General features: G+C 31.2%; 12 protein-coding genes. 5 read left to right on the top strand and 7 right to left on the bottom strand.

All coding sequences use genetic code 11. From position 1 onward, the window contains the following. Positions 1–17: 17 nt before the first annotated feature. Together H9I45_RS08750 and H9I45_RS08745 are read left to right on the top strand one after the other, a co-directional pair. The gene (locus tag H9I45_RS08750) at positions 18–1,835 is read left to right on the top strand and encodes an alpha-L-fucosidase (protein ID WP_217896865.1); all 1,818 of its coding nucleotides are present in this window, start codon (positions 18–20) and stop codon (positions 1,833–1,835) included. 15 nt (positions 1,836–1,850) lie between these two features. Beyond that, on the top strand, positions 1,851–3,302 hold the full coding sequence (locus tag H9I45_RS08745) for a GDSL-type esterase/lipase family protein (RefSeq protein ID WP_088354952.1): 1,452 nt from the start codon (positions 1,851–1,853) through the stop codon (positions 3,300–3,302). An 83-nt stretch (positions 3,303–3,385) separates the two neighbouring features. On the opposite strand, the gene H9I45_RS08740 is transcribed toward H9I45_RS08745, so the two are convergent. The 5 genes from H9I45_RS08740 to H9I45_RS08720 form a co-directional block, all read right to left on the bottom strand. Continuing rightward, positions 3,386–4,324 (bottom strand): DUF3078 domain-containing protein, encoded by a 939-nt coding sequence (locus tag H9I45_RS08740; RefSeq protein WP_088354953.1) that lies wholly within the window; start codon positions 4,322–4,324, stop codon positions 3,386–3,388. 49 nt (positions 4,325–4,373) lie between these two features. Continuing rightward, the gene (locus H9I45_RS08735; protein ID WP_176397592.1) at positions 4,374–5,264 is read right to left on the bottom strand and encodes a DUF3078 domain-containing protein; all 891 of its coding nucleotides are present in this window, start codon (positions 5,262–5,264) and stop codon (positions 4,374–4,376) included. 11 nt (positions 5,265–5,275) lie between these two features. Continuing rightward, entirely contained in the window at positions 5,276–5,785 is a 510-nt protein-coding gene (locus H9I45_RS08730; protein WP_088354954.1) for a DUF2480 family protein, read from the bottom strand. Positions 5,786–5,892: 107 nt separating this feature from the next. Then, positions 5,893–6,213, bottom strand: a complete 321-nt coding sequence (locus H9I45_RS08725) for a DUF59 domain-containing protein (RefSeq protein ID WP_088354955.1) — start codon at positions 6,211–6,213, stop codon at positions 5,893–5,895. A 9-nt stretch (positions 6,214–6,222) separates the two neighbouring features. Then, positions 6,223–6,648 (bottom strand): SufE family protein, encoded by a 426-nt coding sequence (locus tag H9I45_RS08720; protein ID WP_088354956.1) that lies wholly within the window; start codon positions 6,646–6,648, stop codon positions 6,223–6,225. A 71-nt stretch (positions 6,649–6,719) separates the two neighbouring features. Between H9I45_RS08720 and H9I45_RS08715 the strand changes: the two genes are divergently transcribed. From H9I45_RS08715 to H9I45_RS08705, 3 genes are all read left to right on the top strand, one after another. After that, positions 6,720–7,646, top strand: a complete 927-nt coding sequence (locus H9I45_RS08715) for a PfkB family carbohydrate kinase (RefSeq protein ID WP_088354957.1) — start codon at positions 6,720–6,722, stop codon at positions 7,644–7,646. Positions 7,647–7,727: 81 nt separating this feature from the next. Next, positions 7,728–9,626, top strand: coding sequence for an amidophosphoribosyltransferase (locus H9I45_RS08710; protein WP_088354958.1), 1,899 nt, complete (start codon positions 7,728–7,730; stop codon positions 9,624–9,626). A gap of 123 nt (positions 9,627–9,749) precedes the next feature. Next, the gene (locus H9I45_RS08705) at positions 9,750–13,364 is read left to right on the top strand and encodes a T9SS type A sorting domain-containing protein (protein WP_088354959.1); all 3,615 of its coding nucleotides are present in this window, start codon (positions 9,750–9,752) and stop codon (positions 13,362–13,364) included. Positions 13,365–13,511: 147 nt separating this feature from the next. On the opposite strand, the gene H9I45_RS08700 is transcribed toward H9I45_RS08705, so the two are convergent. Together H9I45_RS08700 and fbp are read right to left on the bottom strand one after the other, a co-directional pair. Next, on the bottom strand, positions 13,512–14,117 hold the full coding sequence (locus tag H9I45_RS08700) for a superoxide dismutase (RefSeq protein ID WP_088354960.1): 606 nt from the start codon (positions 14,115–14,117) through the stop codon (positions 13,512–13,514). Positions 14,118–14,227: 110 nt separating this feature from the next. Then, entirely contained in the window at positions 14,228–15,238 is a 1,011-nt protein-coding gene (fbp, locus tag H9I45_RS08695) for a class 1 fructose-bisphosphatase (RefSeq protein WP_088354961.1), read from the bottom strand. Positions 15,239–15,286: the final 48 nt, after the last annotated feature.

The raw sequence follows: 15,286 nt of genomic DNA, 5'->3' as shown, positions 1-15,286 counted from the left end.
CAAAAAGAATTCTAATAATGAAGCATTTAAAACAAACATTTTTTAAAATTTCGATTATACTATTCCTTTTTTTGGCACCTAATTTTTACGCACAAGAGAAAAAAACGAATTCTGGAAAAGAGAAAAAGGAATTAGGAATGAACGAAATGTGGGGTTCACAAAAAGTAAAATCGAACAATTCTCTTCGAGGAAAAAATTTTATTGATGGTAATTACGCCATGTTTATTCATTGGGGATTGTATTCTCAATTAGCTAATAAATGGAAAGGAAAAACCTATTATGGAATTGGAGAATGGCTGATGCATAAAGACTTGGCAGGAGTACCAGCAGATGAATATATGGAAGTTGCAAAAGATTTTAACCCTACAAAATTCGATGCAGATGCTTTTGTTTCTTTGGCAAAAAATGCTGGAATGAAGTATATTATTATCACCAGTAAACATCATGATGGTTTTGCAATGTTCGATACAAAAGTGTCCGATTTTAATGTCGTGAAAGCCACACCTTATGGAAAAGATTTAATGAAACAATTAGCGGAAGCTTGTAAAAAACAAGAAATGGGATTCGGTTTTTACTATTCTCATAATCAAGATTGGACAGAACCTGGTGGAAATGGAGGTCCAAAAACAAATGCGAAAGGAGAAGCTGTTACTTTCGACGATTATTTCAAAAATAAATGTTTGCCACAAGTTATAGAGTTGACAAAAAATTATGGTGATATTGAACTAATTTGGTTTGATACCCCAGGAAATATGCCTAAAAAATATGTAGAGGAATTAGTACAAGTCGTTCGTAAATACCAACCAAAAGCATTAGTTTCTGGTAGAGCTGGGCATGGCTTGGGAGATTATACGACTTTGGGCGATATGGAAATTCCGAATAAAAACCACGAGGGTTTGTGGGAAACTGTAGATGTAATAAACGATTCTTGGGGCTATGCTTGGTATGACCAAAATTGGAAAACGCCTAAAGATATTTTGGAGCGTTTAATTTCTACAGTTGCCAGAGGAGGAACCTATATGGTAAATATAGGTCCAAAAGGAGATGGAACCATTCCAATACAAAGTACAAAGGCATTATTAAATGCGGGAAAATGGATAAAAAAATATCCAAATGTGGTGTATGGAGCAGAAGCTTCGCCTTGGAAACACAAATTACCTTGGGGAGATGTTACTAAAAAAGGTAACAGTTTGTATTTATCAATTTATAAATGGCCTATAGATGGCGAGTTGTATTTACCAGGATTACAATCTAATATTGAGTCTTGTACAATTCAAACTAAAAAAGGAAATATTGCTTTAAAAGTTCAGAAAATTAATGGTTGGACTAAAATAAATCTGCCTTCAAATCGTCCTGAAAAGTTAGTTTCTGTAGTTACTTTAAAACTAAATGAACCACCAAAAGTAATAAGTACACTTGGTATAGATCCAGTTATTGAAACGGAATTATTAGCAGAATTTGCAACTGCAAGTGATGCTAAAAAAGACCATAAATATTGGATGGAAAAATTTGGTGAATGGAAAGCAACAGCACATATTCATAGTTTTAAAGAATATGGAAAAGCGTATTGGAAAGTGGATGTTTTAAAACCGGGTTATTATCAAGTTGAATTAGATTATGCTGGCGAAGGAAGATTGGTTTGGTCTGTGGAAACAGATGATAATGAGCAAATGCAAAATCAGCAAAACTCATCTCAAATTTATGCGTATCATTCTATTGGTTGGTTGAAATTCAAAAAATCTGGAAAACATAAAATAGCGGTTTCTTTGGTGGAAGGAAATGCAGAAAAAGCAAGTTTAAGAGCCATTAAACTTATACCAGTAGTATTAGATTAATAATAAAAAAAAGACATGAGATATTTTCGATTTTATAGACTATTGCTTCTAAGTTTACTTTTTATTACTTGTAAAGAACAAGAAACAAAAAAGCAAGAACCCTTAAAAATTGCTTGTATTGGAGACAGTATTACTTATGGAGCAGGAATCGAAAATAGAGAACAAAATGCTTATCCACAGCAATTGCAAGTATTATTAGGCGATGGTTTTAATGTCAAAAATTTTGGAGTAAATGGAAATACTTTATTAAAAAAAGGAGACTATCCATATTGGAAATCCAATACATACCAAGAAGCTTTAGCCTTTAAACCAGATATTGTTTTTATTAAATTAGGCACAAATGATAGCAAATTGCAAAATAGAGTTCATTTAGATTCCGATTTTGTTAGTAATTACAAAGAACTTATCAATTCATTTAAAGAGAAAAATAAAAAGACAAGAATCGTTTTGTTGTTGCCAGTTCCTTCCTATGCACAAGATACTTCACGAATTTGGAATCCAGTTATAAAGAATAAAATAATTCCATTAACTCAAAAAGTAGCATTCGAAACTGGTAGTGAAATGATTGATTTATATCATTTATTTGTGAATGAACCTAAATTATTTCCAGATAAAATTCATCCATCAGCTTTGGGGGCAACTCGAATGGCAAAAAGGGTTTATGAATCTGTAATTCAAAAAGTTGAAAATAATAATAAAGGTTTTAATTTTTCAAAAGTTGATAAAAAAAGTGAATCTAATTTTTATGGTTACAAGCAAACCAATTTCAATTTTAAAAATATTCCCTGTAAAATAGTAACTCCAAAAAGAATTGCAAAAGGCAAACCTTGGGTTTTACGTGCACGTTTTTGGGGGCATGAACCGCAAACCGATATCGCCCTTTTAGACAGAGGTTTTCATATTGTTTATTGTGATGTTGCTAATTTATTCGGAAATAATGAAGCTGTAAATCGTTGGAATAATTTTTATGATTTAATGATTGAAAGCGGTTTCTCTAAAAAAGTAGTTTTAGAAGGTATGAGTAGAGGAGGGTTAATTATTTATAATTGGGCAGTCGAAAATCCAGAGAAAGTTGCCTGTATTTATGCAGATGCACCAGTTTTAGATGGTTCAAGTTGGCCAGGTGGAAAAGGTGAAGGAGTAGGAAGCAAAGGAGATTGGCAAAATTTTAAAAACGTTTATGGAATTACTTCCGAATTTGAAATGGCTGGTTTTAGAGGAAATCCGATTCATAAAATAGAGGCTATTGCAAAAGGAGGTTTCCCAATGTTTCATGTTTGTGGAGATGCAGATAAAGTTGTTCCTGTTCATGAAAATACAAAAATATTTGAAAAAAAAATAAAAGAGGCAGGTGGAAAAATAGAAGTAATTTATAAAGAAGATGTTGGGCACCATCCACATAGTTTAGAAAATCCAACACCAATTGTAAATTTTATATTACAATCAACTAGCAAAATACAAAATTAAAGAACCATAAGAATTTAACTTAAAAAAGGGAGTGATTTTACACAAAATCACTCCCTTTTTTAAAAGATTTATTTTTTTATTATTTAGAAAGCATAGTTCATTCCAAATAAGTAATAAGATTGTAATTTGTTATCTACAGAATCGAAAGTTGGAGTTGCTCCAGGAACAGGTAATGCTGCATTAACATCAATAGCATTACTTAAAGCTTCTTGTTTGTTTTTACGTAAACCCAATTCGAAACCTACACCAATTCCTTTCCAAATTGTATAACCAAAAGAGTTTGTCCAAGTCCAGTTAGAAAAATCTGAAGACTTATAACTTTGGAAAACAGATAGATTCGATTTTACACTTAATTTATTATATTTTTTTGTGTAGTCTGCAACAATTTTAGCACCCAAAGAAGATTCAAAAACAGTCTCTCCACTACTAAATACAAAATTGTAGTTTCCTGGGTGTATTACAACTACCAAGTTATCTGTAGGTGTCCAAGTTGCACCAGCACCAAAATCTAAATATCCTGGATCGTTAAAATTATCGATAATTGTTGTTCTGTATTCAGCTAAAGCAGATAAAGCCCAGGTTTTACTTATTCTTCTACCATATAAAGAAGAAATTGTAAAAACATCTGTTGCAGTATCAAAACCTTCGTCTCCAGAAACACCTTTCTCATCTAATTTTACCCAACCTAAATTTACAGTGGCAGCATTTCTCCAAAAGAAATCTTTCTCAATTAAATTCGCAAAACCATTTACAGTAATACCAATATTTCCTGCAGATGCAGTTGGTGCAGACCTAGAGTACCAATTGTTAAAGCCAGAAAGACTTCCACCAACAGTACCAAAAGCACCTTTTCTCCATCCAGGAAGTGCATCTATTTTAGCTTGAATCGCTTTTACTTCTCCTTGTAATTTTGCAATCTGCGCTTTTTTAGGAGCTTGTTCTTCTTTTAATTCTTCTTTAGTTTGTGCAGTGGATGCAAAACCTAAGAAAACAATCATTAATAAGGTTGTTAATTTTTTCATTTTTAATTTCTAATTTTTGATTTATTTCTATTATTAGACAATTTTATAACTAATAAGTCACTTTTTCGTGGAAACTATAATTTACACCTAAACCGAAAAGTTCTCGATATTGTAATCTTCCAGAAGCATTGTCATCGAAAATAGTATGTAAGGTAATGTGCATTTTAATACTTTTATTTACCTTAAATCTAAGGTTTGCTTGATATTCGAAATCTACATTCTGTGGCTTATTTAAATAATCGGAATAAACTGTTAAAATGTTTTCTAATTCAACATTGGTCATAATATTTGTTTTGTAATAACCAGATAGGTTAAAACCTAAACTAAGTGATGAGTTTTTCCCTTCGTCAACTCCAAATTTTCCCGAAAACATGTCGTTTACAAAGGTAAGCCTAGCAGTTGCAGGAGCAATATTTATATTTAAATTATCCGATTTTTTCCACAACATTCCTGGTCCAAAACTTAAATATGCAGGAGATAGAAAATCAGAAACAGATACTTCTGGCGTTTTAGAATAATCGAAACCTCTAGTGTATTGTGTTTTTATGTTTGTAAAGTAGGAGAAGAACCAATATTTAGAAGATTTTAATCCTAAAAGAGAGTTAAATTCGAATCTATCGTTTGTTTTTCTATATCCTTTGGCAGTTAAATAACTTAAACCATAACCAGTTATTAATCTACTGTCCCAGTTCCATTTATTTTTTTTGAAATTAAAATCGTAATTAATACTTACGTTACCAGCAACTGTATTTTGCCCTCCAGCAGCCCAATTAGAAAAGGCAGATTGATTGAAAAGAAAAGTAAATCTCCCATGAATTTTCCATTTTGGAACAGGTACTTTTTTCTTTTCTACTTTTTTTTGCTGTGAGTTTACAGAAATAGAAAACGCAAGAAGTAGCGTTAGGAATAAATATTTAAAATTTGAATTAAGGTGAAACAAAATACTATAATTTATTTTTTTGCTTTAAATAATGGAACTGTGGAACATGCTTCTCCAAACATAATTGATTTGGCAATGGGTTGTAATTTTGCAATTAAAAATGCATAGGCAGATTCTGGGATTGGTTTATTTGCGCAACCTTTTATAATTACTGGAACGTCTGTAAAATCTCTAAAATCTATAAATTGTAATAATTCTTGATACAAAACTGTTTCCAATAATTCTAAGTTACCAATAACTACTTTATTTGCAAAAGGTGTTAATTCGGATGCGACTAACATAAATGCCCAAGAAGGTATTATTGCATCTACAGTGCAAGTAATTGCTACAAATTTATTTTTATACTGAGACCAATCGTGGTTTTTTACAAACTCTCTAAAATCTCTTTCTTTTAAAATTAATTCTTGAAACAACCAATCTTTAACATCAAATAAAACTCTTTCTCCTTCAGGATAAATCTCCTCTAGATCAAACGTTTTTAATTTACTTGTTGCTACTCTATTGATAATTTCTTCTTGCATATTTATATTATTTAGTTTCAAAATTTCAAAGTTGAGATTTCTCCTATCGTCGAAATAACAGCCATTAGAATTTTTTAGTTTTGAATACTGAATACTGCTAACTAACTCTAAAGCATTCCTAATTCTAACTTTGCTTCTTCGCTCATCATTTCTTGTGTCCAGGTTGGGTCGAACGTAATTTCTACTTCACAATCTTTAATTTCTTTTAAAGACTTCACTTTTTCTTCTACATCTCTTGGTAAAGATTCTGCAACTGGGCAGTTTGGAGAAGTTAAAGTCATTAAAATTTTTGCGTTATTTTCATCAGAGACAAAAACATCGTAAATTAAACCTAATTCGTAAATATCTACAGGAATTTCTGGATCGTAAATTGTTTTTAAAACACGTACAATTTTATCTCCAATTTCTTCTAATTCTTTGTCAGTCATTATGTTATTTTAGTTAGGTATTTTTGTTTGTTGGGCAATTGCATACATTTTTATTTGCTTAATCATAGAAACCAAACCATTAGCTCTTGTTGGAGATAAATGTTCTTTTAAACCAATTTCGTCTATAAAAGTAGTTTCTGCAGTTAAAATATCTGCCGGTTTTTGTTCGGAGAAGACCCTCAATAATAATGCCACAATTCCTTTAGTTAAAATAGCATCGCTATCTGCAGTAAATTTAACTTTATTACCCTCTAATTCAGAATACAACCAAACTTTAGATTGGCAACCTTTTATTAAATTTTCATTCAATTTAAACTTTTCATTAATAATTGGTAAAGATTTTCCGAGTTCTATAATGTATTCATAACGTTCCATCCAATCGTCGAACATCGAAAACTCGTCAATAATTTCTTCTTGTATTTCTTTGATAGTCATTTTTAAAACTTATTTTTGCACTGTATTAAAACAGTCTTTTTAAAAAGACAAAATTACACAAAAAATAAGGAATGAGTAAATTATTAGCAGTTGGAACTGTTGCATTTGATGCAATTGAAACGCCTTTTGGGAAAACCGATAAAATTTTAGGAGGTTCTGGATCTTATATAGGATTATCAGCATCTCAATTTGGCGTAAAAACAGGTGTAGTTTCTGTTGTTGGAGGAGATTTTCCACAATCGTATTTAGATATGATGAACTCCAAAGGAATAAATACAGATGGAGTTGAGATTGATAAAAACGGAAAAACATTTTTCTGGAGTGGAAAATATCATAATGATATGAATTCACGTGATACTTTAATCACAGAATTAAATGTTTTAGAAACTTTTACACCAGTTGTTCCAGACAGTTTTAAAGATGCAGGTATTGTTATGTTGGGCAATTTACACCCATTAACCCAAGCATCTGTATTAGACCAAATGTCTAAAAGACCAAAATTAGTTGTTTTAGATACAATGAATTTTTGGATGGATATTGCTTTAGAAGATTTACACACTGTTTTAAAAAGAGTAGATGTAATTACGATTAATGATGAAGAAGCTCGCCAACTTTCTGGAGAATATTCTTTAGTAAATGCTGCTAAAAAGATTCATACAATGGGTCCAAAATATGTAGTAATTAAAAAAGGAGAACATGGAGCGTTGTTATTTAACAATGGGAAAATGTTTTTTGCACCAGCTTTACCTTTAGCAGAGGTTTTCGACCCAACAGGAGCAGGAGATACATTTGCAGGAGGTTTTTGTGGGTATTTAGCAAAAACAGAAGACGTTTCTTTCGAAAATATGAAGAACGCAATTATTTACGGCTCTAATTTAGCTTCTTTCTGTGTAGAGAAATTTGGTACAGAACGAATGCAAGAGCTTACAGCAGATGAAGTGAAAATTCGCTTACAAGCGTTTAAAGAATTAACACAATTTGATATAGAATTGTCATAAAAAAAATCCGCGTTTAAAAACGCGGATTTTTATTTTTACAACAACAAAAACATAACAACACATAACAAAAAATAAATACCAATGAGTGACGCTATTAAACATGAATGTGGAATTGCACTTGTTCGATTAAAAAAGCCTTTACAATTTTATAAAGATAAATACGGTTCTGCTTTTTACGGAATTAACAAAATGTATTTATTAATGGAAAAACAACACAATCGTGGACAAGATGGTGCTGGTTTTGCAAGTATAAAGTTTAATATGGAACCTGGTACAAGATACATTAGTAGAGTTCGTTCTAATCAATCGCAACCAATACAAGATATTTTTGCGCAAATAAATGAGCGATTAAATAATGTTTTAGAAGAAAATCCTGATAAAAAAGATGATGTAGACTGGCAAGAAAAAAATATGCCTTACATAGGAAACTTGTTTTTAGGCCATGTTCGTTATGGAACTTTTGGTAAAAATAGTATCGAAAGTGTACACCCATTTTTGCGTCAAAGTAATTGGAAACATCAAAATTTAATAGTTGCAGGGAATTTTAATATGACAAATTCTAAACAGCTTTTAGAAGAATTAATAGAGCTAGGGCAACATCCAAAAGAGTTTACAGATACTGTAACTGTAATGGAAAAAATTGGTCATTTTTTAGAAGATGAAGTGGCTAAACTATATCAAAAAGCGAAGAAAAAAGGATTTACTAAAAAGAACGCTTCACCTTATATAGAAGAAAATTTAAGTCTAAAAAAGGTGTTAAAAAGGTCTTCTAAAAACTGGGATGGTGGTTATGCAATGGCTGGTTTAGTTGGTCATGGAGATGCTTTTGTATTAAGAGACCCAAATGGAATTAGACCAACTTATTTTTATGAAGATGAAGAAGTTGTTGTAGTTGCTTCAGAAAGACCTGTAATTCAAACGGTTTTTAATGTGAAGATAGAAGATGTAAAAGAACTAGAAAGAGGGCATGCATTAATTATTAAAAAAAGCGGAAAAACTTTTATCAAACAAGTTTTAGAACCAAGAGAGAAAAAATCGTGTTCTTTCGAACGTATTTATTTTTCTAGAGGAAGTGATGCTAGTATATACGAAGAGCGTAAAAATTTAGGGAAATTAGTGTTTCCAGAAATCTTAAAATCTATTGAAAGCGATATTTCTAACACTGTATTTTCTTACATTCCAAATACAGCAGAAACATCTTTTTATGGGATGACAGAAGCTGCAGAAGACTTATTAAATCAGCAAAAAACTGCTAAAATTTTAGCGGGAGGAAAAGGACTTTCAGCAAATAAAGTAACAGAAATTTTATCTGAAAGACCACGTTTCGAAAAAATAGCAATTAAAGATGCAAAACTAAGAACCTTTATTGCAGACGATAGTAGTAGAGACGATTTGGTAGAGCATGTTTACGACATTACTTACGGAGTCGTAAAACCAACAGACAATTTGGTAATTATAGACGATAGTATTGTTCGTGGAACAACTTTAAAGAAAAGTATTATTAGAATTTTAGACAGATTGAGTCCTAAAAAAATAGTTGTAGTATCTTCTGCTCCACAGATTCGTTACCCAGATTGTTATGGAATTGATATGGCTAGGATAGATGCTTTTATTGCATTTAAAGCAGCTATTGAGTTGTTAAAAGACACAAAACAAGAGCATATTATAGACGAAGTTTATAAAAAATCGAAAGCACAACAAACAGAAAATGATACAGAAATTATAAATTTTGTAAAAGAAATTTATAAGCCATTTACAGCCAAAGAAATTTCAGCAAAGATTGCAGAAATGTTAAAAACGAAAGACATTAAAGCAGAGGTTGAGGTAATTTATCAAACAATAGAAGGTTTGCATGAAGCATGTCCAGATAATTTAGGAGATTGGTATTTTACTGGAGATTACCCAACACCTGGGGGTAATAGAGTTGTAAACGAGGCGTTTATTAATTTTTATGAAGGAAATGATAAGAGAGCATATTAATTTGTATAATTAAATGTAAATTCTTATTTTAGTAAATAAACATGCTCGTTACTTTATTGTGACTTAAGAAACATTTCCCCAACAAATAGTATCTTAAGTGTAGTATTAACAATTTTAATAATTATGCTAAAACCAATACATTATACTTTTTTATGTGCCCTTTTCTTAGGAATTGCAAATGTATTTTCTCAAGCTACAACCATTATAGATGAAGATTTTTCTTCAGGAACCTTACCTGCAGGCTGGTCTAATGTTAATAATGGTGGAACTGCTGGGCAGATTTGGCAAATAAATGCTGCACGTCCCATAACAGCAGGTAATTTTTCTGGGAACTATGCTATTTTAGATAGCGATACTTATGGTTCTGGAAGTAACCAAAATGCCTCGCTTTTAACCAGTACTTTTTCAGCAGACTTATATGAAACTTTAACTTTAGAATTCGATTATCAATACAGAGATTATGATGGTGGAGAATCTTGTGTAGTAGATGTTTTTAATGGAACAACTTGGGTAGAAGTATTCCGAAAAGAATTTGGAGAAGAAAATTATGTGAGTCTATCTAATGGGGCAGATTTAGAAAGTATAGATATAAAAGCAGCAGCAGGAACCGCAACAAATGCTCAAGTACGCTTTACATATATTGGTGTTTGGGATTATTGGTGGGCAATAGATAATGTAAAAGTTTCTGGAGATTTATTTGTACCTACAAACACAAGTCATTTAGGTCCTGGAGGAGTTGGTGCAATAGATGCAACTTCAGATTTAATATTGTGGTTAGATGCTTCTAGAAATACTAGTTTAAGTGGAACAAGTATTACAGGTTGGTCAGATTTATCTGGAAATGGAAATAATGCAACACCACCAACTACTGCAGCAAGACCAAATTTAATAACTTCGGATGTAAATTCTTATTCCTCTATAGATTTTGATGGTACTAACGACGAATTAAGAATAACCGATAATGCCTCTTTAGATTTAACAAGTTGGAACTTTTTTGCAGTTTCTAAAGCGGATCTAAATAAAAATTATAATGCAATTTTCACAAAAGGAAATGATTCTAATGAAAATTACGAACTTCTTACATTTAGTAATGGTCTATTTCATACACCTTTAAAGTATACTGATGCTTCAAGAGATAGCCCAAATTCAACTTCTGGCCAATATTCAACAACAAATTTCGATGTTTTTGAATATTCATTTTCTGGGATAGGAAGAGATGTTTATAAAAATAATACTTCAATTTTAACAGATAATGTAAATAAAACACCTTTGGTAAATAATCTTGATTTATACATTGGTAATGAAAGGTCGACAACAGGTAGGTTTTTAAATGGTAGAATTTCTGAGTTGATTTTTTATAATCAGCCTATAAATTTGGCAGAAAGAATTATTGTTTCAAATTATCTGTCAGCAAAATTTGGAAGAACACTTAACACAATAGACTTTTATGACGAAGATACTTCTGGTGGAAATTTCGATCATGATGTTGCAGGTATTGGTCAGGCAACAGATGGTTCCAATCATACAGATTCTCAAGGAACAGGAATTGTAAGAATATATAATCCAAGTGCTTTAGGAAACGACGAATTTTTAATTTGGGGAAGAGATAATAAAGATGCATTAACATTTGTTTCGAATACAAGTAATTACCAAGAACGTATTTCTACAAAATGGAGAGTAAGCAAAAGAAACGACCTCGGAAATGTAAGTTTTATTTTAGATTTAAATGGAATAGATATCTCAGGGAAACAATCTTGTAGTAATTTAAAATTGGTTGTAGATAATGATAGTGATTTACTATCTCCAACATCGACTTACGAATTAACAGATCTTGGAGGAAATTTATACAAAGCCAATAATGTTGTATTTGCAAACAACGACTATTTTACGATAGAGTATAGAGATTTAATCGTTTTAGATGGAACACAATTTTATAATGGCTCAGGAACTGCTAACGTGCCAGATATTACAGACGATTGTTACAAATTATTGGTAAAATCCACAGCAAATGGATCGCTAACATTAACAGAAGATGCAGATGTTAGAGAAGTGGAAATTGAAGCAGGAGGTAAGTTGGTTGTAAACTCAGGATTTAGATTGCAAGTAACAAACGGCTTAGAAATTAATGGAGATTTAAGATTGGTTGGCGATTCTCAATTAATTCAAACACATACAGGAACTTCTTTAAATTCTGGAACTGGAAACTTATATAAAGATCAAAATAGCGATCTTGCAAGTGTTTATAGATATAATTACTGGTCTTCTCCAGTTACAGAAGTTGGTGGAACCACTTTTTCTGTAGAAGGAGTTATGAAAAACGGAACAACAGCAACCTCTGCAACATCAACTCCACCAGATTTAAATTTTACTACCAATTTAAACGGTAATACAAGTCCGTTAACGTTATCTAGCTCTTGGATTTATAGTTATGTAAATGGAGATGGAGGAAGTGGAGGATATGCTCTTAAATTAGAATCTGGCTCTTTTAATGCAGGTGAAGGTTTTTTATTAAAAAGTCCTGGAGCTGCACAAAATTATACATTTAAAGGAGCTCCCAATGATGGAGATATTTCTTTTTCTATAGATGTAGATCATACAAGTTTATTAGGTAATCCTTATCCATCTGCAGTCGATGCAAATTTACTATTTACAGAAAGTACAAATATAGCAGCATTGTATTTTTGGGAACATAAAAACGAATTGGAAGGAAGTGGTATAGAAGGTCATTACAAAGCAGGATATATTGGAGGTTATGGAACAAGAAATGCAACAATGGGAACAGCAGCAACTACAGCAGTTAGTGGAACTGCTGGTTTGGGAGGAGAAACCTATACTGCTCCAGGAAGATATATTCCTGTGGGTCAAGGATTTTTTGTAGAAACGGTTTCTGGTCTCGCAGCTACTGTTAATTTTAAAAATAGCCAACGTATTTATATTACAGAAGCTGGAGATTCTCATTTTTTCAAATTGGGACAAAAATCAAAAAAACAAGACGAAAAAGAGGAGGGACTTCCATTTATAAAAGTTGGTTTCGAGGCAAAAGACTCAGAAGGTATTTATTTACATTCTCAAATTGGTATTTCTTTTCAGGAAGGAAATACGATAGATTATGAAGTAGGTTTTGATAGTAAAAAATACGAAATGGGTGAATCTGATATTTACTTTAAATTTCCAAACACTACAGACGAATTAGTAATCGCAGGAATTGGAAAAATTACAGACGATTTAGAAATTCCTATTACTGTAAAAATAAATTCTACAGACGATACTTTTTTAATGATAGATGATACAGAAAACATCAATAGAGAAATGTTTTTTAAAGATGCTCTTACAAATACAACTTACACTACAGAAAAACCAATAAAATTAGAAGTTTCAAATGGAACTTATGAAAACCGTTTTTATATTGTTTTCGGTAAAGATAATACTGATGTTGATACAGGGAAAGATGATGAAGATGACGATTCAAATGACGATACAACTCCTATAGATATAGAATTTTCTTTTTATCAAGATTATAACCGTAAAGAATTAATAATAACAAACAAGTTTAGTCAGTTTGTAGAAAAAGTAACACTGTTTAATTTATTAGGTCAAAAAGTTGTAGAGTATTCAGATGAATCTGTTTATAACCGAAAAGAAATTTCAATTAATACAGATAAAATCGCATCTCAAGTTTACATTATTCATATTACAACAAAAGATGATGTTTTAGTAAAAAAAATATCTTTGAGATAATAAGATTAAAATAAATTTTTTATATGTATTTCAAAAAAAAGCATCCAAGTAAATTGGATGCTTTTTTATTTTATATTTTTTTTTGAAATCCACCACATCAATTAATTATGAGTGAAATACAAAAAGCAACTGTGTTGCCTGTGTTGCTTACTTTGCAGCTGCGTAACGTTTTTCAACTTCGTTCCAGTTAATAACGTTAAAAAACGCATTAATATAATCTGGTCTTCTGTTTTGGTAATTTAAGTAATATGCATGTTCCCAAACATCTAAACCTAAAATTGGAGTTCCTCCACAACCATTTGGCATTAAAGGATTGTCTTGATTTGGCGTAGAACAAACAGAGACTTTACCTCCTTTATCTACACATAACCAAGCCCAACCAGAACCAAATTGAGTTGCTGCAGCCTTAGAAAAAGCTTCGATAAATGCTTCTTTAGAACCAAAAGCAGCTTCAATAGCATCTTTTAATTCTCCAGATAAATAACCTCTATCATTTGGGTTTAAAACTGTCCAAAATAAAGAGTGATTGTAAAAACCACCACCATTATTTCTTACAGCTTTGTTTTCTAAATCTAAATTAGTTAAAATATCTTCTATAGATTTTCCTTCTAAATCAGTTCCTGTAATTGCATTATTTAAATTATTTGTATATCCATTATGATGTTTACTGTGGTGAATTTCCATAGTTCTTGCATCAATATTAGGTTCTAAAGCATCATAAGCATATCCTAATTCTGGTAGTTTAAAAGCCATTTTTTTATTTTTTAAAAGTTAATATTAGTTTTCTGATGTAAATTTAATCAATATGTAACAGTTTCCCAAAATATTAAGGCTTTCTTAACTTATAATGGTATAAAGAGACTTTATTCGCCAAATTCTTCCATAAATGCTTCTAATTTTTCCACCATATTTTTACTTCCACAAATAAAAGGAACTCTTTGGTGTAATTCAGTAGGTTCTACATCCATCGTTCTTGTATAACCATCAGAAGATTTTCCATTGGCTTGTTCTGCAATAAAAGCAATAGGATTACATTCATACAATAAACGTAGTTTTCCATTTGGGTTTCTAGAACCTTTTGGATACATGTAAATGCCTCCTTTTATCATATTTCTATGAAAATCGGAAACCAAAGAACCAATATATCTACTTGTATAAGGTCTGTCTCCTTCTTCTTCCTGACAGTATTTTATGTATTTTTTTACACCTAAAGGAAAATCTAAATAATTTCCTTCGTTTACAGAATACATATTTCCATCTTCAGGAAAAGTCATATTTGGGTGCGATAAATAAAATGTACCAATTGCAGGATTTAATGTAAAACCATTTACACCATCTCCAGTAGTATAAACCAACATTGTAGAAGTTCCATAAACCACATAACCAGCAGCAACTTGTTCACTTCCTTTTTGTAAAAAATCTTCTAATTGTACAGGAGTACCAACAGGAGTTACTCTTCTATAAATTGAAAAAATGGTTCCTACAGAAACATTTACATCAATATTAGAAGAACCATCTAAAGGATCTATTAAAACAATATATTTATTTTGATGATTCTCGTCTATACTATTAATACTGATAAAACTATCTTCTTCTTCACTCGCAATTCCACAAACAATATTTCTACGTGTTAAGGTTTGAATAAACTTATTATTTGCATAAACATCTAATTTTTGTTGGTCTTCACCTTGAATATTAGTATCGCCATAAGCTCCAATAATATCTACTAAACCAGCCTTGTTTACTTCGTGGTTTACCACTTTTGCGGCTAATCTAATAGAGTTTAAAAGACTGGAAAGTTCTCCAGAACTGTATTTAAAAGAATGTTGGTTTTCAATAATAAATTCGCCTAAAGTTTGTTTTTTTACAGTCATTTTTAATGAGTATGGTTTGTGCTACAAAGATGCTAAAATTTAGCCAAC

Source organism: Polaribacter haliotis (genome assembly GCF_014784055.1).
GTDB lineage: Bacteria > Bacteroidota > Bacteroidia > Flavobacteriales > Flavobacteriaceae > Polaribacter > Polaribacter haliotis.
This window is presented reverse-complemented; position numbering and strand designations above follow the sequence as displayed.

Excerpts from the sequence above, each read along its gene's own strand:
- H9I45_RS08750 (WP_217896865.1), top strand. The coding sequence starts at position 18 with ATGAAGCATTTAAAACAAACATTTTTTAAAATTTCGATTATACTATTC.
- H9I45_RS08745 (WP_088354952.1), top strand. The coding sequence starts at position 1,851 with ATGAGATATTTTCGATTTTATAGACTATTGCTTCTAAGTTTACTTTTT.
- H9I45_RS08740 (WP_088354953.1), bottom strand. The coding sequence starts at position 4,324 with ATGAAAAAATTAACAACCTTATTAATGATTGTTTTCTTAGGTTTTGCA.
- H9I45_RS08730 (WP_088354954.1), bottom strand. The coding sequence starts at position 5,785 with ATGCAAGAAGAAATTATCAATAGAGTAGCAACAAGTAAATTAAAAACG.
- H9I45_RS08725 (WP_088354955.1), bottom strand. The coding sequence starts at position 6,213 with ATGACTGACAAAGAATTAGAAGAAATTGGAGATAAAATTGTACGTGTT.
- H9I45_RS08720 (WP_088354956.1), bottom strand. The coding sequence starts at position 6,648 with ATGACTATCAAAGAAATACAAGAAGAAATTATTGACGAGTTTTCGATG.
- H9I45_RS08715 (WP_088354957.1), top strand. The coding sequence starts at position 6,720 with ATGAGTAAATTATTAGCAGTTGGAACTGTTGCATTTGATGCAATTGAA.
- H9I45_RS08710 (WP_088354958.1), top strand. The coding sequence starts at position 7,728 with ATGAGTGACGCTATTAAACATGAATGTGGAATTGCACTTGTTCGATTA.
- H9I45_RS08705 (WP_088354959.1), top strand. The coding sequence starts at position 9,750 with ATGCTAAAACCAATACATTATACTTTTTTATGTGCCCTTTTCTTAGGA.
- H9I45_RS08700 (WP_088354960.1), bottom strand. The coding sequence starts at position 14,117 with ATGGCTTTTAAACTACCAGAATTAGGATATGCTTATGATGCTTTAGAA.
- fbp (WP_088354961.1), bottom strand. The coding sequence starts at position 15,238 with ATGACTGTAAAAAAACAAACTTTAGGCGAATTTATTATTGAAAACCAA.